The organism is Flavobacterium sp. DG2-3 (genome assembly GCF_030730925.1).
Taxonomy (GTDB): Bacteria; Bacteroidota; Bacteroidia; order Flavobacteriales; family Flavobacteriaceae; genus Flavobacterium.
Genome location: NZ_JAVAMB010000013.1, coordinates 15,035 through 37,092, shown reverse-complemented (window position 1 = coordinate 37,092; position 22,058 = coordinate 15,035). Strand labels below are relative to the sequence as shown.

20 protein-coding genes and 1 tRNA gene are annotated in these 22,058 nt (G+C 34.3%); 7 read left to right on the top strand and 14 right to left on the bottom strand.

Annotation, left to right across the window (positions count from 1 at the left end):
• Positions 1-57 precede the first annotated feature (57 nt).
• On the bottom strand, positions 58-456 hold the full coding sequence (locus Q9Q97_RS16860; RefSeq protein ID WP_306159212.1) for a septal ring lytic transglycosylase RlpA family protein: 399 nt from the start codon (positions 454-456) through the stop codon (positions 58-60).
• 229 nt (positions 457-685) lie between these two features.
• Between Q9Q97_RS16860 and Q9Q97_RS16855 the strand changes: the two genes are divergently transcribed.
• Both Q9Q97_RS16855 and Q9Q97_RS16850 read left to right on the top strand, forming a co-directional pair.
• The gene (locus Q9Q97_RS16855; protein WP_306159211.1) at positions 686-2,857 is read left to right on the top strand and encodes a hypothetical protein; all 2,172 of its coding nucleotides are present in this window, start codon (positions 686-688) and stop codon (positions 2,855-2,857) included.
• A gap of 258 nt (positions 2,858-3,115) precedes the next feature.
• Positions 3,116-3,190, top strand: a tRNA-Pro gene (locus Q9Q97_RS16850).
• A 194-nt stretch (positions 3,191-3,384) separates the two neighbouring features.
• On the opposite strand, the gene Q9Q97_RS16845 is transcribed toward Q9Q97_RS16850, so the two are convergent.
• Positions 3,385-4,404, bottom strand: coding sequence for a cytochrome-c peroxidase (locus tag Q9Q97_RS16845; RefSeq protein WP_306159209.1), 1,020 nt, complete (start codon positions 4,402-4,404; stop codon positions 3,385-3,387).
• 265 nt (positions 4,405-4,669) lie between these two features.
• Here Q9Q97_RS16845 and trxB point away from each other — a divergent pair, with 265 nt between their 5' ends.
• Positions 4,670-5,617 carry a thioredoxin-disulfide reductase gene (gene trxB / locus Q9Q97_RS16840; RefSeq protein ID WP_306159207.1) on the top strand — a complete coding sequence of 316 codons (948 nt, stop codon included), beginning with the start codon at positions 4,670-4,672 and terminating at the stop codon, positions 5,615-5,617.
• 104 nt (positions 5,618-5,721) lie between these two features.
• Here trxB and Q9Q97_RS16835 read toward each other — a convergent pair whose 3' ends face one another.
• The 5 genes from Q9Q97_RS16835 to Q9Q97_RS16815 all read right to left on the bottom strand — a co-directional run bounded on the left by Q9Q97_RS16835 (position 5,722) and on the right by Q9Q97_RS16815 (position 10,158).
• Positions 5,722-6,582: a GIN domain-containing protein gene (locus Q9Q97_RS16835; RefSeq protein ID WP_306159205.1), complete on the bottom strand. Its 861-nt coding sequence runs from the start codon at positions 6,580-6,582 to the stop codon at positions 5,722-5,724.
• Between the two features lie 83 nt (positions 6,583-6,665).
• Positions 6,666-7,400 (bottom strand): head GIN domain-containing protein, encoded by a 735-nt coding sequence (locus Q9Q97_RS16830; RefSeq protein ID WP_306159203.1) that lies wholly within the window; start codon positions 7,398-7,400, stop codon positions 6,666-6,668.
• A gap of 3 nt (positions 7,401-7,403) precedes the next feature.
• Complete coding sequence (locus tag Q9Q97_RS16825) at positions 7,404-9,164, bottom strand: PspC domain-containing protein (RefSeq protein WP_306159202.1); 1,761 nt, start codon at positions 9,162-9,164, stop codon at positions 7,404-7,406.
• A gap of 3 nt (positions 9,165-9,167) precedes the next feature.
• Positions 9,168-9,500: a PadR family transcriptional regulator gene (locus Q9Q97_RS16820; protein WP_008464689.1), complete on the bottom strand. Its 333-nt coding sequence runs from the start codon at positions 9,498-9,500 to the stop codon at positions 9,168-9,170.
• Between the two features lie 202 nt (positions 9,501-9,702).
• Complete coding sequence (locus Q9Q97_RS16815; protein WP_306159198.1) at positions 9,703-10,158, bottom strand: DUF4870 domain-containing protein; 456 nt, start codon at positions 10,156-10,158, stop codon at positions 9,703-9,705.
• Positions 10,159-10,412: 254 nt separating this feature from the next.
• On the opposite strand from Q9Q97_RS16815, the gene Q9Q97_RS16810 reads away from it, so the two are divergent.
• Complete coding sequence (locus tag Q9Q97_RS16810) at positions 10,413-10,865, top strand: DUF4442 domain-containing protein (protein ID WP_111285737.1); 453 nt, start codon at positions 10,413-10,415, stop codon at positions 10,863-10,865.
• Positions 10,866-11,027: 162 nt separating this feature from the next.
• On the opposite strand, the gene Q9Q97_RS16805 is transcribed toward Q9Q97_RS16810, so the two are convergent.
• The 3 genes from Q9Q97_RS16805 to Q9Q97_RS16795 form a co-directional block, all read right to left on the bottom strand.
• Positions 11,028-11,186 (bottom strand): hypothetical protein, encoded by a 159-nt coding sequence (locus tag Q9Q97_RS16805; protein ID WP_164515329.1) that lies wholly within the window; start codon positions 11,184-11,186, stop codon positions 11,028-11,030.
• A gap of 138 nt (positions 11,187-11,324) precedes the next feature.
• Positions 11,325-13,565, bottom strand: coding sequence for a multicopper oxidase family protein (locus tag Q9Q97_RS16800; protein WP_306159194.1), 2,241 nt, complete (start codon positions 13,563-13,565; stop codon positions 11,325-11,327).
• Between the two features lie 194 nt (positions 13,566-13,759).
• Positions 13,760-16,288, bottom strand: a complete 2,529-nt coding sequence (locus tag Q9Q97_RS16795; protein ID WP_306159190.1) for a heavy metal translocating P-type ATPase — start codon at positions 16,286-16,288, stop codon at positions 13,760-13,762.
• Between the two features lie 626 nt (positions 16,289-16,914).
• Here Q9Q97_RS16795 and Q9Q97_RS16790 point away from each other — a divergent pair.
• Entirely contained in the window at positions 16,915-17,145 is a 231-nt protein-coding gene (locus Q9Q97_RS16790; protein ID WP_306159188.1) for a DUF2683 family protein, read from the top strand.
• Complete coding sequence (locus Q9Q97_RS16785) at positions 17,121-17,402, top strand: Txe/YoeB family addiction module toxin (protein ID WP_306159186.1); 282 nt, start codon at positions 17,121-17,123, stop codon at positions 17,400-17,402. The genes Q9Q97_RS16790 and Q9Q97_RS16785 overlap by 25 nt, the downstream gene beginning before the upstream one ends.
• Positions 17,403-17,659: 257 nt before the next feature.
• On the opposite strand, the gene Q9Q97_RS16780 is transcribed toward Q9Q97_RS16785, so the two are convergent.
• The 4 genes from Q9Q97_RS16780 to Q9Q97_RS16765 all read right to left on the bottom strand — a co-directional run bounded on the left by Q9Q97_RS16780 (position 17,660) and on the right by Q9Q97_RS16765 (position 20,300).
• A complete protein-coding gene (locus Q9Q97_RS16780; RefSeq protein WP_306159184.1) occupies positions 17,660-18,220 on the bottom strand; it encodes an AraC family transcriptional regulator in 561 nt (186 codons plus the stop codon).
• Between the two features lie 187 nt (positions 18,221-18,407).
• Positions 18,408-18,938 (bottom strand): DUF3347 domain-containing protein, encoded by a 531-nt coding sequence (locus tag Q9Q97_RS16775; RefSeq protein WP_306159182.1) that lies wholly within the window; start codon positions 18,936-18,938, stop codon positions 18,408-18,410.
• A 98-nt stretch (positions 18,939-19,036) separates the two neighbouring features.
• Complete coding sequence (locus Q9Q97_RS16770; RefSeq protein ID WP_306159180.1) at positions 19,037-19,372, bottom strand: hypothetical protein; 336 nt, start codon at positions 19,370-19,372, stop codon at positions 19,037-19,039.
• Between the two features lie 94 nt (positions 19,373-19,466).
• On the bottom strand, positions 19,467-20,300 hold the full coding sequence (locus tag Q9Q97_RS16765) for an AraC family transcriptional regulator (RefSeq protein WP_306159178.1): 834 nt from the start codon (positions 20,298-20,300) through the stop codon (positions 19,467-19,469).
• Positions 20,301-20,403: 103 nt separating this feature from the next.
• On the opposite strand from Q9Q97_RS16765, the gene Q9Q97_RS16760 reads away from it, so the two are divergent.
• Positions 20,404-21,570 carry an MFS transporter gene (locus Q9Q97_RS16760; RefSeq protein ID WP_306159176.1) on the top strand — a complete coding sequence of 389 codons (1,167 nt, stop codon included), beginning with the start codon at positions 20,404-20,406 and terminating at the stop codon, positions 21,568-21,570.
• The last annotated feature ends 488 nt before the right edge of the window (positions 21,571-22,058 follow it).

Genomic DNA, 22,058 nt, shown 5'->3' with positions numbered 1-22,058 from the left:
ATTTAGTCGTTGTTCTTACTTAAAAAGGCAGGAATCAAAATTTAGCCAGAAAAAGAATTATTTCAAAATCTCAATAGTGACATAAACCAAACCGCTTTTTTTATTGGAAGCAATTTTCATAAAGGCTCTCTTGCTGAGATCAATTTCTCTTCCTTTAATAAATGGACCCCGATCTGTAACTTCTACTATTGTAGATTTTTTGTTGGCTTCGTTGGTTACTCTTAATAAGGTGCCAAAAGGAAATTTCTTATGCGCTGCGGTAAGATCGTTGTTGTTAAATTTTCTGCCGCTCGCTGTTTTCCTTCCGTTAAATTTATCATGATAATAAGAAGCGTGGACATTTTTCTTGTGCAACACAATTTCTCTGGCAATGGAGTTAATAAAAATGATATTTTTTTGCTGTGCGATAGCAAGGACAGAAAACGCCAAGATTATAAATAGTGTAATTTTTTTCATTTCATTTTCTCTTTCTATTTGTGGACAAAAAAAAGTGATTAACGAAAAACAGATAGGTGCAATAAGGTTTATTTATGGTATAAAAAGGCAAAATTTCTAGATTTTGTAGTGTTTTTGATGAGAAAATTGAGAGCAAAAACGGACTTTCAGCTTACAGATTATTGCTATTTTGTGATCCCTAAAAACTACAATAATTACAAACTATCAAACCACAAAAAGCAACATTCTTATGAGTAAAAAAACAATCTCATTATTTACACTATTCGCGTCTATGCTGTTTTTATGCAGTTTTGTTTCGCCTTATTCTACAGATGAAAAAATAGAGGGAAATAAAAAAATAGAACGTAAAATTGTTTATAACAAAAAGAAACATTCTATAACATTATCATGGTTGGCTTTTGGCTCTTCTGGAAATTATATGATTACTAGAGGAGGAAGTCGCTTGGCATCAAATTTTGTATCAGTTGGGTCAACTTCTAAATTGACATTTACAGACAATAAGCCCAATACAGATAAATACGAGAACTATTATAAAATTACTCGTAATGATATTACTATTGTGATTTCTCTCGAAAATCAAATTTTTGGAGACAATATGTACTTCTATGATAGAAAATATGAAAAAGCTGAAATGGCACGAAATGAAATTAACTCGCAATTTAGCAGTATTGGTTTAGGCGGTGCAAATGGTGAATGGACAACAAAACGTCAGGCTTATTATTTTAAACCAAATGTTAATGGCGAAACGTATGATGTTGGCGGCTCTGGTTCTGCATCGTCAGCAGAAGCAAATGCAATAGAATTAGGATTTTATTCTCATATTGGAGGTTTAGGAAAAGTGCCGTCTGATGTTAAATTGGGAGCGATATTTACTAGACCTCACCTTTCTGGCGGAGCAAATGCAACTTGTACTTTTTGGCGTTCGGTTGAAAATGTAGAAATAATGCGCGATTTTTCGTGGACGGTTTCTCAGTCAACAAGTGCGAGAAGATTACTTATTGAAAGCACTTCGAAATATATTTCGGATATCGGAAACACGAATTTTTGGGGTAGCGGTGGTTTTATTGCCGATTCTCACTACACCACATCAAGGCCAAATTGGGGCGGACAGCAGCAATGGTATACCAGAAATACCGTTTTTCCTTCAGGCTCTGGAGCGATGGGAGGCTCGTATAATATGGTTTGGCAGGGTTGTGTAAATCCGCCGAAAGCAGATGATAGCAATTCTCCAATTTCGACTACACCTATTATTAGAGAAAAACCTTTTCTTTTTATTGATAAAGATGGAGAATATAAAGTATTTGTTCCGGCATGGCAAAAGGACAGAGTTGGAGTTTCTTGGTCTGCAAAAGATATGGGGCAAGGAAAAATTCAAGATTTGATTACGAGTTGGTATGTTACTAAAGAAGGAGATACCGATGTGGAAATAAACGCCGCGTTGAAAGCGGGTAAAAATATATTTTTCATTCCAGGACATTATGCCTTAAATGCTCCGATTCAGGTAAACAGAAAAGATGCAATTCTTTTAGGAGCTGGTATTGCGTCGGTAACGCTTGAACCGACGGAGAAAAATACGTGGGGATGCATTTATGCCGATGATAAAGACGGGATTATCATTGCTGGACTTTTGATGGATTCTTTTAATAGTACAACGTATCAGGTTAGAATTGGTAACGAAGGTGCGAATGCCGATCATTCTTCAAATCCTATTTTGCTAACAGATATTACTTGTAGAGTAGGTGGAGTTCAGTCAAAAAATATTCAGATTCAGGCTTCTATGCAAATAAACAGTAATAATGTGGTAGGAGATCATTTCTGGCTTTGGCGTGCTGATCATGGTTCGCAGAAAGGCGGAGATGCGCGCTGGATAAGAGACAGATGCAAAAACGGACTTATCGTGACAGGAGATGATGTTACGCTTTATGCTTTGTTTGTAGAACATTTTCAGGAATATGAAGTAGTATGGCTTGGAGAGCGAGGCAGAACTTTTTTCTTTCAAAACGAACCGCCTTACGATGCTCCGAATCAGGCGACCTGGAGCAGTCAGGGCGGAAGAGTTGATGGCTACGCGGCATTTAAAGTAGCGAATTCGGTAAAAGAACATCATACAATAGGAATGGGATCTTATGCTGTTTTTACAGGAACTGATGGAAATGTAAATAAGAAAAACGGTTTTGAAGTGCCAAATAGTCCAAATGTGAAGTTGGAGAAAATGTGCATTACTCGTTTTGCAGGTCCTGGTAATATTCAAAATGTTATCAATGGAACAGGAGGAAGTACGGCAACGGGCGCCAAACGTGTAGCATTGTATAATAATGGAGATGGCATACAGCCTTTTGATGAAGAATTTGTGTTGCCGAGTAAAGAATCTTATCCTGCTTATATTAAAAGTATAGAATAATTATACAGATTGTATAAAAAAAAATAAAACTCTGAAGATTAGCAATCTTCAGAGTTTTTTATTTTTAAAATCAGCACGTAATTCTATAGCAGTCAAAAAGTTATTTCAGTTATTAAAATCAATTGAAGATGTCTCGTTTTTAAGGAAAAGCTTTTCTAAGAAAACATGAAAATTTATTTTCTTATTTTTTTCTTTTTCAAATCAAATTTATTTATATCTTTGCATCCGCTTTCGGGCACTACAACAAATATACATCTTCGGGGTGTAGCGTAGCCCGGTTATCGCGCCTGCTTTGGGAGCAGGAGGCCGCAGGTTCGAATCCTGCCACCCCGACAAAAAGCCGAACAGAAATGTTCGGCTTTTTTCTTTTTAGGATTATTTTATAATATCTCCTTTGCCAAAATTAAAAAATGAGCTCAAAAATTTTGCGTCTCTGCGACTTTGCGAGATTCAAACGACCTGACAAACGTTAGACGCACTGCAGTGCGTCTCTACATACAATCTTTGCGCTTAAAATAATCAGCTATTTAATTTTTATACTTTGCATCAACATCGGCAGTTAATGTTTTTAAGAAAGCAGCCATGTTTTTAGCATCCTCATCAGAAATATCTTTGTTAAGCTGTAATTTCCCCATCATTTTTATGGCTTCATTCAATGATGAAACGGAACCATCATGAAAATAAGGTGCCGTTTTTTCTACATTACGTAAACCGGGAACTTTGAACATATATAAATCTCCATCTTTTTTTGTTAGATTGTAAAGTCCTTTGTCGACTTTTTTGCTGCCGGTAAGTTTTGCATAATCACCATAAACGCCAAATTTCTGAAACATTTGGCCTCCTAATGCAGGACCGCTATGGCAGGTAATGCAACCATTCTCGATAAAAGAACTTAAACCCTTTTTTTCCTGATCATTTAGAGCCGATTCATTTCCATCCAGATAATCGTCAAATTTACTTTTCGGATTAAGTTTGCGTTCAAAAGCACCAATTGCATTGGCTAGATTATCAAAAGTAATAGGTTCTTTATCTTTTGGATATACCTTTTTAAACAGAGCTTGATATTCTGGTATTGCTCTTAGTTTTTTCTCTAAAAATGCAGCGTCTGGAATACTGTGTTCTACAGGATTTAGTAAAGGTCCTTTGGCTTGTTCTTCTACATTTTTGGCACGGCCATCCCAAAATTGCATAGAATGCAGCGAAGCATAAATTACGGTAGGCGAGTTACGGTCTCCCAATTGTTTTGTGTCTCCTTCAGACAAAGATTTGTTGTCAACTCCATAAGTGGCAAGATTGTGACAGGAATTACAGCTGATTGTTCCATTTTTTGACAATGCTTTATCGTAATAAAGTTTTTTTCCCAAATCAATTTTTTCCTGCGATATGTTTTCTTCAGGCAATGCTGAAACAGATTTAAAGAAAGTAGAAGCTTTCGCTAATAATTCTGATTTAGGAGTTTCTGGAGTTTTTACGACATCGAATTCACCCGATTCTTTCTTGCACGAAGTCAATGACAAACCTGCAAGCAGTAAAATTACTTTTTTCATTTCGATTTTAGTTAAGTTTTTTATTGGAACAATGTAGGATAAAACCTATTTTTAAGAAATGATTTTTATCATGTATTCCTTGTTTCTGGCGAATAACTATTACAATTGTTTAAATTTTTAATTTGCGAAAGCAATAATGCGCAGACATAAGCTTGACATATTCATTATTTGTTATTTGAGAATAACAAAAACTGATTAGCCGAGTTCTTTTTTCCAACAATAAAAACTTACTTTTGCACCATCAATTATTAATGAAAACATAACTATGTCAAATACAATCGAAAAAATTAAATGCCTTATTATAGGTTCTGGTCCTGCCGGATATACTGCGGCTATTTATGCAGCCAGAGCTAATATGAATCCAGTATTATATCAAGGAATGCAGCCTGGCGGTCAATTAACGACTACTAATGAAGTTGAAAATTTTCCAGGTTATGTTGATGGAGTAACAGGACCAGAAATGATGATTCAGTTACAAGAACAAGCAAAACGTTTTGGTGCAGATATTCGTGACGGATGGGCAACAAAAGTTGATTTTTCTGGAGGTGTTCATAAAGTTTGGATTAACGATTCTATCGAATTGCACTGCGAAACTGTAATTATTTCTACAGGTGCTTCGGCTAAATATTTAGGATTGCCATCAGAACAACATTACCTAAATATGGGTGGTGGAGTTTCTGCTTGTGCGGTTTGCGACGGATTCTTCTACAGAAATCAAGATGTTGTAATTGTTGGTGCGGGAGATTCTGCTTGCGAAGAAGCACATTACTTGTCTAAACTTTGTAAAAAAGTAACGATGCTAGTTAGAAGCGAGAAATTTAGAGCTTCTAAAATTATGGAAGAGCGTGTTCGTAAAACAGAAAATATCGAAATCTTAATGAATCACGATACAGTTGAAGTTCTTGGAGATAATAATGTAGTTCATGCTATTAAAGCTTTAAACAAAACTACTGGAGAAGTTATCGAAATTCCAGCAACTGGTTTCTTCGTAGCAATTGGACACAAACCAAACACAGATATCTTTAAAGATTATATTACACTAGACGAAACAGGTTATATCGTAAATACTCCAGGGACATCTAAAACGAATGTAGAAGGTGTTTTTGTTGCGGGTGATGCTGCAGATCATGTTTACCGTCAAGCAATTACTGCTGCAGGTACAGGATGTATGGCTGCGCTAGATGCTGAAAGATATTTAGCTTCAAAGGAATAAATTTTTTGTTTCAAGTTAATCTGAACTTGTTATAAATATAAAAGTCCCTTTCTTTCGGAAGGGACTTTTTCATTATATTTTTAAATTCTAAATAATTTAGAAATTTACAATGTCGATGTTTTTGGTTTTGGTGCGCCTGGTTTTTTTATCAGTTTTGCCTCTTCGCTAAAACGTGTAAGCTCTATTTTTGGATCACCAGATAGTGAAATTTCAGACTTGTCTCCAGCTGCAATTGTGATAGTGTTTTCTGCTAAAATGCTTGCAACAGAAGAACCTTCAGCAGTAATATTCGCATCTTTCAAAGTAAATTTTACTCCGGTGAAAATAGAATTATTATCTAGTCTAATTGTAGCTTTTTCAGCAATACCTTCAATTGCAGCAGTTGATCTCTGGTATAAATCGCATTTGAATTTTATAGCAGAAACTAATGTTTTAACTGAAGCATTTTTGCTCAATTGCAAATTTCCATCTTCAGCTTTTAAGTTTAACTCTGTTTTAGTTTTATCATCGGCAATTAGGGAGAATCTCTTTGAATTTACATTTAAAAATAATTTAGAAAAATCAAGACAATTCATTGTGATATCATCCAATTGCAATTCTTGAATGGCATAAACTATAGCTTCATTTTTTGTAATGACCTTATTTAAAGATTTAGTATACGTTACTTTTACAGCTAACTTCTTGAAAATAGTAGATTCTTTATTAGTGTATAAACGAAGCGTTTTTTCTCTTAAATCCATTCCGATAATGTCATGAAGATTATCATCGGCTTCAATTTTAATTTCGTTTTTTTCTCCTTGCTCCAAATAAACTTCCAGATTATCATCGACTTCAAGAGCGTCAAAACTTCCAACTTCTTTTATCGAGGTCGTTACAATTTTAGAACCTTTAATTTTTTCTCTTTTTTGTGCAAAAGTGAAAGTTGTAACAAATAATAATAAGAGCAGCGCTGTACTTTTTTTCATTAATTCTAGATTTGATTTTGACAAATATAAAAAAATCATCCACTTTCGGTGAATGATTTCTTTTATATTTAACAGTTGCACTTTTAGCTTTTGCTAACGGTTCCTCCAGAAGTTGCCGATTTTTCAACCGTTTTTGGATTACCGCTGTAGTTGATATTTCCTCCGCTAGAAGCATCTGCTTTTAAGCTTAAGATTGGACGTACAGAAACAGTTCCTCCGCTAGAAGCATCAGCATGAACTTCATTTGCCATAAGTTTTTCGGCATCTATACTTCCTCCGCTTGACGCTGAAGTAGTAAGACTTAGCGCTTTACCTATAATATCTACAGAACTTCCGCTTCCGGCATCAATTGCAATTCTGTCCGATTCGATATTAACATCCATCGATGCTGCGCTTGAAACGTCCAAAGTAATATCTTCACTTTGAATTGTACCATTAGTTTCAACAGTTGACGCACTCGAAGCTTCTATTTTATGAACAGCAGGCATTTTTACCGTTACCGTTTTTGATGTAATGTTGCGGAAAGAGCTGTATTTGCATTCAATAATAAGCGTTCCATTTTCTACTCTAGTAACGATTTCTTTTTGAAGATTATCATCGGCCTCGACAGTAATTTCTGTTGCGTCAGACTGCTCAATAACCAAATCGATGGCATTGCTTACAGAGATATTTTTAAACTCTCCGTCAACGGTTCTTTTTTCAGTTGTAACATTTCCGCTTCCTTCAATAGAATTCATGTTAAAATTACATGAAGCAAACAGTAAAGCAGTAATAGTTATAATTATAAATTTCGTAATATGGATGATTATTTTTATCATGGTTTAGTTAGTTTTGATTATCACTCCGTTTTTATCTGTAGTTAGTCTTCCTTTAGTTTTTTTTCCGTTTATAACTTCTTTTCCGTTAATTTTAACCGAAACTTCTTTTATCGTGTCTGCAGCTTCAACGGCAGCTTCATTAACGTCTTCATTAATATTCTCGTAATCATTTTCATAGTTATTCTCGTAATTGTTATCATTGTCCTCATCAGCAGGGCAGTTCAAACATCTTACTTTAGACCCGATAACTTTATAATTGTAATCTCCATTATAATTTAATTCAAAGAAATTATCGTCTGAATTATAGTAATCTCTAACAGAAGAATCGGGTTTAATCAGTTGCCCTTCTGGTACATAAAGATAAACATCAACTTCTTGTCCTCTGAATTTGTTTTTTACATCTGTCAGAAAATAGTTATCCAAAATTAAATGATTTCCGTTAATTTGAAACTTATAATTAATTTTTTCTGCTCTTTTCTTTGCATTTGTAAAAGAGTTGCCTCTTGCACTTTTTTCGATCTGAATAAACGGAGCCGATTCATCTGTGCGCAATACGTGTAAACGCACGTCATTAGAATAAATCAATTCGTTGTTTGCAGAGTCCTGTACAAATTCAAATTCTCTGTAATGGTTCAAACTTTTTGTGTAATAATCATTGTACTTAAACTTGATGTACAAAGTATCAGCCGGTTTGATGGCAAAAACTTTTTTCTCTACTATCTTATTGTCGTATGAAATTTCAGTTGCCTGTTTAATTCCGATACTTGTAAGAATCGCGATAGAAATAATCCAAAGAGCCAAAAGCGTATATTTTGTAATATTTCCGATTGATTTTAAGTTTGGAGATAACAATTTAAATCCTAAAAGTGTCAGGAAGAAAAACGGAATTCCAACGGCAAAGAACATTAGCAATCCAAATGACCAAAGCGGATATTCTGTAAAGTTTCCTGCTTCAATAAAATTCTGCCAAGGGAAATCAATAAAAATGTTAGTTCCCAAAGTAAAAACACCAATCAGCAACATGATTAAAGTTGAAATCCCAGATATAATTAGAATCACTCCTAAAAATTTAGCAAAGATTTTAAAAACCGTCATCACAAAGTCTCCAAATGAACTACTTATTCTCCCAGCTCCCGACTTTACCTGGTTTCCCATTTTGTCATAATCTGCATTTTTAAATTTATCAGATAATGAGTCAATTTCTTCGCGAACTTTTTTTTCGATGTTTGAAATTGTTACAGGCTCTCCAGTCATTTCTAATTTTTCTGAAGTCGTAACCGCTTCAGGAGTTACGATCCAAAGAACGAAGTAAGCTAGAATACCAGTTCCAAAACCTGCAAAAACAAAGATTAAGAATACAATTTTGATCCAAACAGCGTCAATTCCAAAATAATGTCCTAAACCTGTCGCCACACCTCCAATCATACCTTTTTCTTTATCGCGGTATAATTTTTTGTGTTTTCTTGCATAATTATTAAAAGATTGAGCCGTTTCCTCATCTTCAATTCGGTAATCTTCTGGCTGTCCCATTACCGCAATCACTTCGTCAACATCTTTCAGTCCAACAACATGTTTTTCGCTTTTTTGTTTTTCTGTCAACAATTCAGAAACACGCATTTCGATGTCTTTAATAATTTCATCCTGACCAGATGAGTTGTTAAGTGATCGTTTTATAGCGTCAAAGTAGCGTGTCAATTTTAAGTATGCATCTTCATCGATGTGAAAAAACATCCCGCCTAAGTTAATATTTACTGTTTTGTTCATGACTTATTGATTTTGATTGGTGATTAGATTTACGGCGTCGGATAATTCTGTCCAAGTGCCGCTAAGTTCGTTTAAAAATGTTTGTCCTATCTCGGTTAATCCATAATATTTTCGAGGTGGCCCAGAGGTCGATTCTTCCCAGCGGTAATTTAGCAAACCGTCATTTTTCAGTCTCGTTAACAACGGGTAAACGGTTCCTTCTACAACTAGTAATTTTGCGTTTTTTAAAGTGTCTAATATTTCAGAGGTATAAGCATCTTTTTCTTTTAGAACTGATAAGATGCAAAACTCAAGAACACCTTTGCGCATCTGTGCTTTTGTGTTTTCAATGTTCATAATTTCATTTTGTTTTTTTTTGATTGAACAATTCGTTTTTTGATTGATGATGATTTGATTGATGATTGATTTTTGGAGCTATTTCCTGCTATCCGTTTCAATCTTTTGTGTCTCGTTAAAGAAACGAGACACATAAGGATTTCCACTTCTATCAGGGCTAAAACTCCCGTATGTATAAGAACTTTTAATCTTTAACGTCTAATTACTTTATAAAAGGAATCGTAAGCGGATATTTGTATAATTCTCCGTTTGAAGCTTTTATAGAAGCATAAATCACTAAAAAGAATTCAACAAATTTTAATAATCCGAAAAGGATAACAGCTGTAATTCCTACACTTAACATTCCAATGTTTGCCTGAAAGTTAAAGTTTCTAATTACATAATCGTCGTCATTAAAAACAGCTTCTATTGGAAGATTCTGTAAAAAGACAGTTACGAAAATCGGAATAGCAATAAGTGCTAAAATCAAAGAGTAAAGCAAAATGCTTAACTGAAAATTCAAAGCCTGTTTTCCGTGGTGATCTGCAAATTCAGATTTGTCTTTATAGTTCGTCCAAATGATTAGCGGAAAAATATAGTTCCCAAACGGAATTATATATTGGCTTAAAGTACTCAAATGAGTAAATGCTGCTGTATTCTTTTCTGATGTTTTTTCCATGATGAGTGGTGTTGATTGTTCCATGATTAAAAGTATATAGTAATTTCTTATGCAAATATATGTCTAAAAAACAGTATCTTGTTTTGCATAGTACTAATTATTAACAAAAATTTAACAAATATAAGATTGTGAATTATCCTTTAAATTGCTGAAAATCATTCGAAAGTGCCGTTTTTAAAGGCTTTCTATTCCTGTTAAAAGAATTTATTGTGCGTGCATAGTTTTTTTGTATTTTTACATAAAAAATATATTCTATGGCACTTTCGGTATCAAAACTTAATAAATTCGTCTTATTCAAATTGCCTTCAGCATACTTTTGCGGAGTTCGTGTAAAAGATATAAACGATAGCAGCTGTACAGTAACAGTAAAACACAGATGGATCAATCAGAATCCGTTTAACTCGATGTATTTTGCAGTTCAGGCAATGGCGGCAGAGCTGACAACTGGAGCTTTAGTGATTTCGCAGATTCAGCAAAGTGGCAAAAAAATCTCTATGTTAGTAGCCAACAACAAAGGAAACTTTACTAAAAAAGCAACAGGAAGAATTACATTTGTCTGCAAAGACGGACATTTAATTGCCGATGCCATCAAGAAAACCATAGAAACTGGAGAAGGGCAGACGTTCTGGATGAAATCTATAGGAACAAATGAAGAAGGAGTTCAAGTTTCTGAAATGGATTTTGAATGGAGTATTCGCGTGAAATAGATTTTTTAATAGCCACGAATTCACGAATTTTATTTTCTTAAACTTTACTTTTAATAGAATAATTCGTTAATTGCTTCGCCAGTTCGCTATCGCTCGAGTTGTGGCTGAAAATAAAAAAGACCTCGTTTTTGGCGAGGTCTTTCTGTTGAAATTGAATTTCGTTTATTTCTTAGTACAACAAGATTTTTTATCTTTTTTCTCCGTTGTCTTTTTGCAGCAAGATTCTTTTTTTGCTTTTTCTTTTGTTGCAGGTTTCGTTTCTTGCGCTGTTACTCCAATTGAAAATAGAGCGACAGTTAAAGCTGTAATTACTTTTGTCATTGTTCGTTTTTTGATGGTTTAGATTTTATTTTTGATGAATCAAATATAGCAGGAATTCTTATAGCTGATTCTTACAAATTGTTAATGTTTTTGTAAACTTTAAGATGAACTTAAATAACTTATATGGTTCAAAAAAGATCAATAATTCAAGTTTAATCCAAATCCAATTCCCATATCGCTGTCATAATGCGTTGTGATTCCGAAGTTTCTGCCAACGACATATTTTAGTCCCGCCATATATTCTTTATCCGTATTCCACATTAAATTCATTCGCAAACGTCTCGAAAGCGGAATGTCTTTTCGTTCAAATTGTAAACGAATATTTCCATCTGTATAAACTTCAACCTGGGCTTTTATCAGCATTGGCAAAGTATATTCTAAACCTGCACTAAAAACAGAACGATTGTCTTTGGTGTTTTTCTGTCCGAAAATATTCTGTTCCTGTTCGTCCATTCCCATTTTTCGGTAACGCCAGTCAAAACCGATGAAAGGCATCAGCCATTGATTTTTACCAATGTATCTTCCAATATGCGTTTCCGTTTCATAACCATGTTTGTCGTTGTAACCCAAACGCCATTCCGTGCCTATGCTCCAGCGCGTGTTGCTGTACATGGCTTCACCGTCGTTTCCATTCGTGGCAAAATCATTCTCGGCCATAAAATGAAACATTCGATCGTCCATTTTCAGCATTTTAAAAGCCATTTCGGGATGATGAATCAACGGATTCGGAGCTGAATTTTCGTAACTAAAAATTCGTCCCATTCCCGCCATCATATGATATAAAATATGACAGTGAAAAAACCAGTCGCCATCGGCATTGGCTTCAAATTCAATCGTGTCGGTTTCCATTGGCATAATATCCAGAACATTTTTTAGAGGAGAATAATCTCCATGTTCGTTTAAAACCCTAAAATCATGTCCGTGCAAATGCATCGGATGGCGCATCATCGAACCATTATATAAGGTAATGCGAACAATTTCTCCTTTTTTAATTAAGATTTTATCCGTTTCAGAAACTACTTTATTATCTAAACTCCAAACATAACGGTTCATATTTCCAGACAATTCGAAACGCAATTCTTTTACGGGAGCATCTTTTGGAAGCGTAGTTTTAAAAGGCGATTTCAGCATATCATAATTTAAAGTAACAATTTCTGGAGTTTCAGTGCTGTCACTTTCCATTTTCATTCCTTCCATATTATGTTGAGAATGGTCCATTGCAGGTTTTGTATTTTCGTCTTCTCCCGAAATTTCAGGATACATTACGGCATTCATATCCATTTTGTTGAGAGACATATTCATACCCATGTCGTTCATTTCGCCGTTCATCTTCATCATATCGTTCATCATTTTCATACCTTCAAAATATTTTAATTTCGAAAGATGATGAACAGGTTGTTTTTCTCCATTTCCTAAAAACAAAGAAGCAGATCCCGTTCTGTCTTCGGCTGTAGCCAAAAAAGCAAAAGCTTTATTATCTTCTGGAATCGTGACTACAACATCATACGTTTCAGAAACGGCAATAATCAAACGATCAACTTCTACGGGTTCGACATCATTTCCGTCGCTGGCTACAACGGTTATTTTTCCTCCGCCATACGTCAGCCAAAAATAACTTGATGCGCCTCCGTTGGCAATTCTCAAACGGACTTTCGAACCTGGTTTTAAATCAGAAAACTGCAACTCATTTTTGCCATTTATTAGAAATTTTTCATAATAAACATCGCTGACATCCATAGCATTCATTCGTTTCCATTCGTTGGTCACTTTGGTCGAAAAATGTCCTTGTTTAATGGCTTCGGCATAACTTTGCGTTGTTCCTTTTTTGATCGCAAACCAATCGTTGGCATTATGCAGCATTCGCTGAATATTCTCAGGTTTCAAATCGGACCATTCGCTCAGAATAACTGGAATCGTCGGCAAATCGTCAATTCCTTTTCGGATTGTTGAATCGTCTTTCTTTTTGTTGATGATGAAAAGCCCGTACAAACCAATTTGTTCCTGCAAACCAGAATGGCTGTGATACCAGTACGTTCCATTCTGAATAATTGGAAAAGTATATTTATGAGTTGTTCCTGGCTTAATTGGCATTTGCGTCAAATACGGAACTCCATCTTCTTTATTGGGAAGAAATAATCCGTGCCAGTGCATTGCAGTGTCTTCGTTTTCAAGATCGTTGTGCACGTAAATTTCAGCAATATCGCCTTCGGTAAAAGTCAAAGTCGGCATCGGAATTTGACCGTTTACAGCAATAGCACGTTTTTCTTTACCAGAAAAATTGACAATTGTATCTCGAACGTGCAAATCGTAACGCACGACTTTTTGTGCCTTTAGCTGAAAAGCAATTAGAAATAAAAGAAGAATATATTTGATTTTCATATCAGATTGTTAGTTTGTTTTTTGCGCGAAATTGAACGTAGTTTAATTTTAACACATAGAAACATAGATTTGTATTTTTAAAAAAGAGAATAAAAGAAACTAGTTTCCACACATAGCGCTATGTGTATTAATGTAAGTGAAACGTCTTTACACACAATACAAAACTATGTTTCTATTAAATAATTCGCCCCAACCTATAATTTTAGATTTCGCAATCTTAAAGCATTAACAATTACAGAAACAGAACTTAAACTCATCGCAACCGCTGCCAACATTGGCGAAAGCAGAATTCCGAAAAACGGATATAAAATTCCCGCTGCAATTGGTACGCCCAGTGTATTATAAATAAAGGCAAAGAATAAATTTTGTTTGATATTTGACATTACAGCGTGACTCAAGTTTTTAGCTTTTACAATTCCGTGCAAATCGCCTTTTACCAAAGTTATTTTGGCACTTTCGATCGCTACGTCAGTTCCCGTTCCCATCGCAACTCCGATATTGGATTGCGCCAAAGCCGGAGCATCGTTGATTCCGTCACCCGCCATTGCCACAATTTTTCCTTCAGCTTGAAGACGTTCTATTTCTTTTAGTTTATCTTCTGGAAGACAATCGGCTTTAAACGAACTCAAATGCAACTGATCGGCAACGGCTTTTGCTGTGTTTTTGTTATCACCCGTTAGCATAATGACTTCAACGCCCTGAGCGATCAATTCTTTTATGGCTCTTACGCTATTTTCTTTAATTGCATCGGTAATCGTTACATAACCTAAAACCATTTTTTCAATAGAAATATAAGAAACCGTTTTTCCTAGATTTTGCTCGGCAATAACTTTAGTTTCTAAATCTTCAGAAATAGAAGCACCAATTTCATCCATCAGCTTTTTATTTCCTAAAGCGATTTTTTTGTTTTCGATTGTTCCTAAAACACCTTTTCCGGCAATAGTTTCAAAGTTTTGAACTTCTTTTGTCGAAATATTTTTAGCTTTCGCGAAATTGACAATGGCCTGCGCCAAAGGATGTTCGCTATGCTGATTTAGCGAAGCAATGTTTTGAAGCAGCAAATCTTCGTCATTATTTGAACCGAATATTTTTTCAACAGAAGGTTTTCCTTCCGTAATAGTTCCAGTTTTATCGGTAATTAAAACATCGATTTTATTCATGTTTTCCAATGCTTCAGCATTTTTGATTAAAATTCCCTGTTGCGCACCTTTTCCAACTCCAACCATAACCGACATTGGAGTTGCTAATCCTAAAGCGCAAGGACAAGCGATAATTAAAACGGCAATCGCATTAATTAATCCGTAAACGTAAGCTGGTTCTGGACCAAATTTTGCCCAAAGGAAAAAGGTTAAAACCGAAATAATTACAACAGTCGGAACAAAATATTTAGAAACGCGATCGGCTAATTTCTGAATTGGAGCGCGAGATCTGCTCGCATCGTTTACCATTTGGATAATTTGTGATAGCATGGTTTCTGAACCTACTTTCTCGGCAATCATCACAAAAGATTTGGTTCCGTTGATTGTTCCAGAAATTACAGCATCTCCTGTTTTTTTATCTGCAGGAATTGGCTCTCCTGTAATCATCGATTCATCTATACTGCTTTCGCCAGAAGTTATTTTTCCGTCAACTGGGATTTTTTCTCCAGGTTTTACACGAAGCGAGTCGCCTTTTTTAATGTTGTGAATAGAAATCGTCTTGTCAACTCCATTTTCTACTAAAGTAGCTTCGGTGGGAGCAAGTTTCAATAATTCTTTTATCGCGCCGTTAGTTTGTCCGTGCGCTTTAGCTTCCAGTAATTGTCCCAATAAAACCAAAGTAATAATTACCGTTGCCGCTTCAAAATACAAATGAATCGTTCCGTGGTGCGATTTGAATTCAGGCGGAAAAATATCTGGAAAAAACATTCCGACCAAACTAAAAATAAAAGCCACGCTCGTTCCAATTCCAATTAATGTAAACATGTTTAAGTTCCAAGTTACAATCGATTTGTAGGCGCGAACAAAAAACATCCACCCTGAATAAAATAACACGGGAAGAGAAAACAGAAATTGAACCCAATTCCATTTTCCAATCGACATTATATTATATAAAGGATTATTCGGAATCATTTCTGACATTGAAATAATAAAAATTGGAATTGTAAACAAGATCGCAATTTTCATTTTTTTCAATAAGTCGGTATACGTTTTATTTTCTTCGTCTGAAGCTTGCATCGGAACCAAATCCATTCCGCAAATTGGACAATCACCTGGTTCATCTGAAACAATTTCAGGGTGCATCGGACAAGTATATTGCGCCGCAGAAACAGTAACCTGCGGCACTAAATCCATTCCGCATACTGGACAATCTCCTGGTTTGTTATAGGTTTTATCGCCTTCGCAATGCATCGGACAGTAATAAACACCGTTTGCACTGTGCTGATATACTTTTTTTGTTTCTGTTTTATGATGTGAATGCTCTTCTTTTTTATGACCTGAACAGCAAGATTTAGCTGCTTCGCCGTGATTTTTGGGAGAATCCATTTCAATTGTATAATTTCCCGCAGCAGCTAAAACTTCCTGAAATTTTTCTGTTGGGATATGTTCGTCCATTGTAATGGTCGCTGTTGGCGGATTTAATGTTACTTCTGCCTGAACGCCTTCGACTTCATTTAAAGTCTTTTCTACTTTGGTTCGGCATCCGTTGCACGACATTCCTGAAATTATATATTTATGTTTCATTGCTTTGTTCTTTTTGGTTTACAATGCAAATTTCCGAACTATTAGCGGGTTCGGTTTGTATAATTTTGGGGATGATTTGTAAGATTTACTAAGATAGTGATTTTTTAAACGCGGATGTTTTTAACCGCAAAGCACGCAGAGAGTTACGCAAAGAGCGCTAAGATTTTTATTTATTGAAGAAATTAAAAAACTCCCAAAGTTTTTACTGGATTGAATTAATCGCGCAAAGACGCGAAGTCGCAAAGTTTTGTTTCACGCAGATTTAAAATGATTTAAGCAAATAAGAATAGATTTTAAAAATAAAGATCAAATTAAATCTGCTGTAATTTGCGAAATCTGCGTGAAACAAAACTTTGCGCTTTTGCGGCTTTGAGAGAAGGCCATGGTCCAAGGTTTCAACCTTGGGTACACAACGATTTCGTCATAACGAATGTCCTACCTGCACGTACCCAAGGTTGAAACCTTGGGGTATGGTTATAATTTTTGTGTTTAATTAAAAATGTAAAATAAAAGGTTAGCAAAAGCTTAAAAAAATCTTTGCGAACCTTGCATAAACCTTTGCGATTAAAATTTATTGTAATAAAAACAGCACGATTTTTGTATCTTTGTTTCATAAATAAAAGATTATGACAACAATAACGATAAACGAGCGTACAAAAGCAGGAAAGACATTGCTTGAACTTGCAAAGTTGTTAGCTGTAACAAATAAAGGTGTAAAAATTGAGGAAGAAGAAAGTCCATACAATCCTGAATTTGTTGCTGAAATTCAGAAAAGATATGCCGATTATAAAAGCGGAAAATCTAAAGCTACAGTAATTGATCCAAATGATATATGGGGAAGTTTAGGATTGAAATAATTCCCGAGGCACAATTAGAAATTGCAAAACATCTTAAGTCGGGTAATCAAGCGAGCATTAAGAAAATTGCAAAAATATTAGAAGAATTGGCGGAGCATCCTTTTGAAGGAATTGGAAAGCCTGAGGCTCTTAAATATCAATTTTCAGGATTTTGGTCTAGAGAAATAAATAAAAAAGATAGACTAATTTATAGTGTTGAGGAAGAAATTGTAACTGTTGTAGTAATTTCTGCAATGGGACATTATAATGATAAATAGAAAAACGTGCTAATTATTAGCACGTTTTTTTATTTATTTTTTGAGAATTTCGTTTATGAATATAGCCCAAGGTTTCAACCTTGGGTACGTAACGAATTTCTACTCTGTATGTACCCACGGTTGAAACCGTGAGCTATAGTTATAATCTTTGCGTTGAAAAATATAAAAATAAAAAGGTTCGCAAAGCTTAAAAAACTTTGCTCCCGATAGCTATCGGGATTGCGTAACTCTCTGCGTTCTTTACGGTTAAAAAACTTTTATAAATTCTCCAACTGAATACGGTTTTTATCTTTTAATTGCTTAAAACCAGTAGGAGTATAACCCGTAATTTTTTTGAATTGATTACTCAAATGTGCGACGTTGCTATAGTTGAGAATATCTGCAATTTCGCTTAACGAATGTTCATCATAAATCAATAATTCTTTTACTTTTTCAATTTTCTGGCTGATGAAATATTTTTCGATCGTAGTGTTTTCAACTTCAGAAAATAAATTGCTTAATGAATTATAATCTTGGTTGAGGTTTTCAGCCAAATATTCTGAAAGATTAATTTTTAGATCATTGTTTTTGTGGTGAACTAAATCGACAATCAGGTTTTTTATTTTCTCGATGGTTTTTGTTTTTTTATCGTCGATTAAATCAAAACCAATAGATTGAAGATTCTTCAATAAAATATCTTTCTGATTTTCATTGATTTCTTCTTCAATTTCAGCTTCTCCCAAATTAACAGAAATAGGATGAAGTCCGAGTTGTTCTAACTCAGACTTCACCACCATTATGCATCGGCTGCACACCATATTTTTGATGTATAGTTTCATATGTTTTTACTTATGAAATGATGATTAAACACATAGAAACATAGATTTTTTCTTTATAAAAGGGATTTAAAAAAACTAGTTTTTCACACATAGCTTTAGGTAAAGCCTATGATTATTGATGCAAGTGAAACGCCTTTTTTCAGCATTCAGAACTATGATTCTATGTGTTTAAAAAATCTTCAAAGAATTATTTAATAGTTTCTACCACATTTCCGCAAGTCAGCATAGAAGAACCGTAATATGGGTTTTTTACCGATTTTTCTTTGCTTAACCAATCAGCATCAGCCATTGGGCAGTATTGTTTGTAAATTGGCTGATCTGGATTAGAAACTTTTATCAAATCATAAGTGTTTTTAGATAGTGATTTGAAGGTTTCGCGCTGTTTTTTAAGATCTGTTGTTGCTGAAATACTTTTAGCATCAGCAGTTAATTTTTTAACCACTTTCATCCAAACGGTATGTTCGTTGCTTTTTAATTTATCCATTTTTACAGCGGTAATGGCAGTCAATAAAGTTGCAGCTTTCGCCGAAGTCAATTTGCTGTCGCTTTTTATAAGTGCATCTTTTACGGCAAAATAAGAATCATAAACCGATTGAAGCTGACTTGCATCAACGATTTCGGTTATTCCAGATTCTGATTTTGTGGTGTTTGCTTGAATAGTATTGGCGCTAAATAATACTGTTAAGACTGTTGCTAAAGCTATGATTGATTTTTTCATTGTATATAATATTAGGTAAAGGATTTAATTTCCCTTTAAAATTAATTAAAAAAGTTGATTTCAAAAAGACCCAATATGGGCTGTCACAAATGCAATAATTATATTTTCGGCTTTAGCCAAATAGAAGTAAATCCAGAAGAAATAGTTGAATTACTGTAGGATGAAATAGTGTTTTTTAAAAAAAAGTTGAAAACATCTTTTTGTAAATCAAAATCATTTGAAGTTAAAATGACAAATTGCAAGGCAGAGGCAGTACAGCCCGAATGACGGCATTTTCCATCGCAATTGTGTTTTTCTTGTTTCGAAGTTTTCTTTTCACAGCATTTTTTAGAACAGCTGTTTTCTTCTTTTGTGCTAATTTCTTTTTGATGTCCGCTATTGCATGCATGGCTGTAACCGGGGTTCCAAAAGAAACTCAGTGTTAGAAAAAGCATTACTATGTGGATTCTTTTGGTCAAAGAAATTATTTTTAGAAGTACAAATTTAGTTAAAAAATACTCGAAGAAACTTTTTTTAAGATTTCGCTAACTAGAGTTTCTTAAAATCAGTAGGTTTCATGTTTTTACGTTTCTTGAAATAATTCGTCAAGTGACTTTCGTCTGTAAAACCAAATTCGTACGCAATTTGTTTAATCGGCAATTGATTGTTGTGAAATCTTTTTTCGATTAAAGCCATTCTCAAATTATGGATATATTCGCGATAACTAATGCTGAAAGTTCTCTTGAAATAAGCACTAAAATAAGTTTGAGCAATATTAAAATGTTCTGCAATTACTTTTACCTGAATCAATTTTGGCTGATAAATATTCTGGTGAATATAATTGGCAATTTGCTCATTATCTAAATGGGTCGATTTCATTTGCAGATTCATGCCTCGAATTGTTTCTTTAATTAATCCAAAAATGGAAAGAATCTGATAGAAAACAATTGGAGAAGATGTAACATCAATATAATGATTATAGGTTACGATGTTTTCGACTGTGTTTCTTAAAATTGTTTTGCAAGGTTCATCAAATTTTAAAACTGTTTCTTTTAAGATTTTATCTCTCATGAAACTTTCAGGAGTATTCACCAAAAACTCATCGCAGGTTAGATTCTGTTTGGAGTTGAAATAATTGTCAGTGAATTTGATAAAAATAAAACGGGTGCTTTTCTTTATATCAAAATAATGTTCATCGTCTGGCGAAATAACAAATAAGTCTCCTGCTTTGTAGGGTAATAAGTTGTTATTCAAATGATGAATGCCACTTCCTTTTTTAATATAGATAATTTCGTAATACGTATGAGTATGCGGAGGAAGATGAAATTTCTCTTCTTCAAATTCATCAAGGACAAGAGTTTTAAACTGATTTAATTTTGGCATAACTTAAATGTACAATTTTATATCACAAATTTACAATTTATTTTCAGGTTAACGGCGTTAAATTTGCATCGTAGAAATCTATTCCTTTCTATAGTAAATCAAAATGAAAAAAAGTCTTATTGCACTCTCTTTAGGAGGGTTAACTATTGGAATTACAGAATTTGTAATGATGGGATTACTCCCAGATATTGCTTCAGATATGAAAGTCTCTATTCCCGTTGCTGGATATTTAATTTCAGCTTACGCGCTTGGAGTTGTTATTGGAGCGCCTTTATTAGTAATCGCAGGAAGAAATTATGCGCCTAAAAAAATGCTTTTAATTTTGGCTTTAATGCTGGCCGTTTTTAATGCTTTGTCCATTATTGCTCCTGATTATAATGTATTATTTGCTTCTCGATTTTTATCTGGATTGCCACACGGAGCATTCTTCGGAGTGGGTGCTGTAGTCGCAAGCCGTTTGGCAGATAAAGGAAAAGAAGCGCAGGCAATTTCGATAATGTTTGCAGGATTAACCATTGCTAATTTAATAGGAGTGCCAATTGGTACCTATATTGGCCACCATTTTATCTGGCGTTATACTTTTGTATTAATTGCTATTGTTGGTTTATTGACCTTTTTAGCCATTTATTTATGGATGCCAAATCTTGAAAAGGGAGAAAGCGTAAATATGAAAACACAACTTCAATTTTTTAAGAAAACAGAAGCTTGGTTAATCATCGGAATCACGGCAATTGGTTTTGGAGGTTTATTTGCTTGGATCAGTTATATTGCTCCCTTATTAATTAATGTCTCCAAATTTTCGCCAGAAGATGTTTCATCAATCTTGATTCTAGCGGGATTAGGAATGGTTGTCGGTAATTTTGTTGGAGGAAAACTAGCAGATCGTTTTTCACCGGCTCCTACAACTCTGGCGCTCTTACTTGTTATGTCGACCGATTTGGTTTTAGTTTATTTCTTCTCGTTCAATCAATATATGTCTTTATTCCTGACTTTCTTAACTGGAGCTATTTCATTCTCGGTTATTGCGCCAATTCAGATGCTGATGATTCGTACAGCAAAAGGAGCAGAGATGATTGCTTCGGCGTCATTGCAGGGAAGCTTCAATATAGGTAATGCATTAGGAGCATTTTTAGGCGGGTTACCATTGGCGGCTGGATTTAGCTATTCTTCTCCAAATCTTATAGGAGTTGTAATGTCTGTGATCGGAATGATTATTACTTTCATCTTGATGAGGTTACATCAAAAACAGGTTCGAGTACAGCCTATCTAACTCTAAAAATTACATTCTTTTTAGCCCTTAACGTTTGTTTAAGGGCTTTTTTTTGTTTTGAAAATAACGAAACTTATAGTCAAAATTACTTTTTCCCTCTCCATTAAATCTTTTTTATAGGTAAAATCACTATAAAATTTTACTGATATTTCCAGTTCGCAAAAACTTTTTTAGTACTATTTTAACTTTTTAAGTGTGAAATTAACACCTAAAAATTTCGTAATTAATATTCATGTAATCGATTGTTTTTTTTGCAAAAATCGAATCAAATGAACGATTAATAATAATATATTTAATATTTTATATTCGTATAAATTATATATGTAACATAAAAAGCGGATATAATTTTTAATTTGTAATTTTTTTTATGAAATTTTTGGGAATTTTTATTTTTCATTTCGAAAAAATATCTATGTTTGTGTAATCGATTACAACTTTTTTTCTTTGTTTCGAAATCGATTAAGTAAAAAAGGCTGAAAATGTACTAA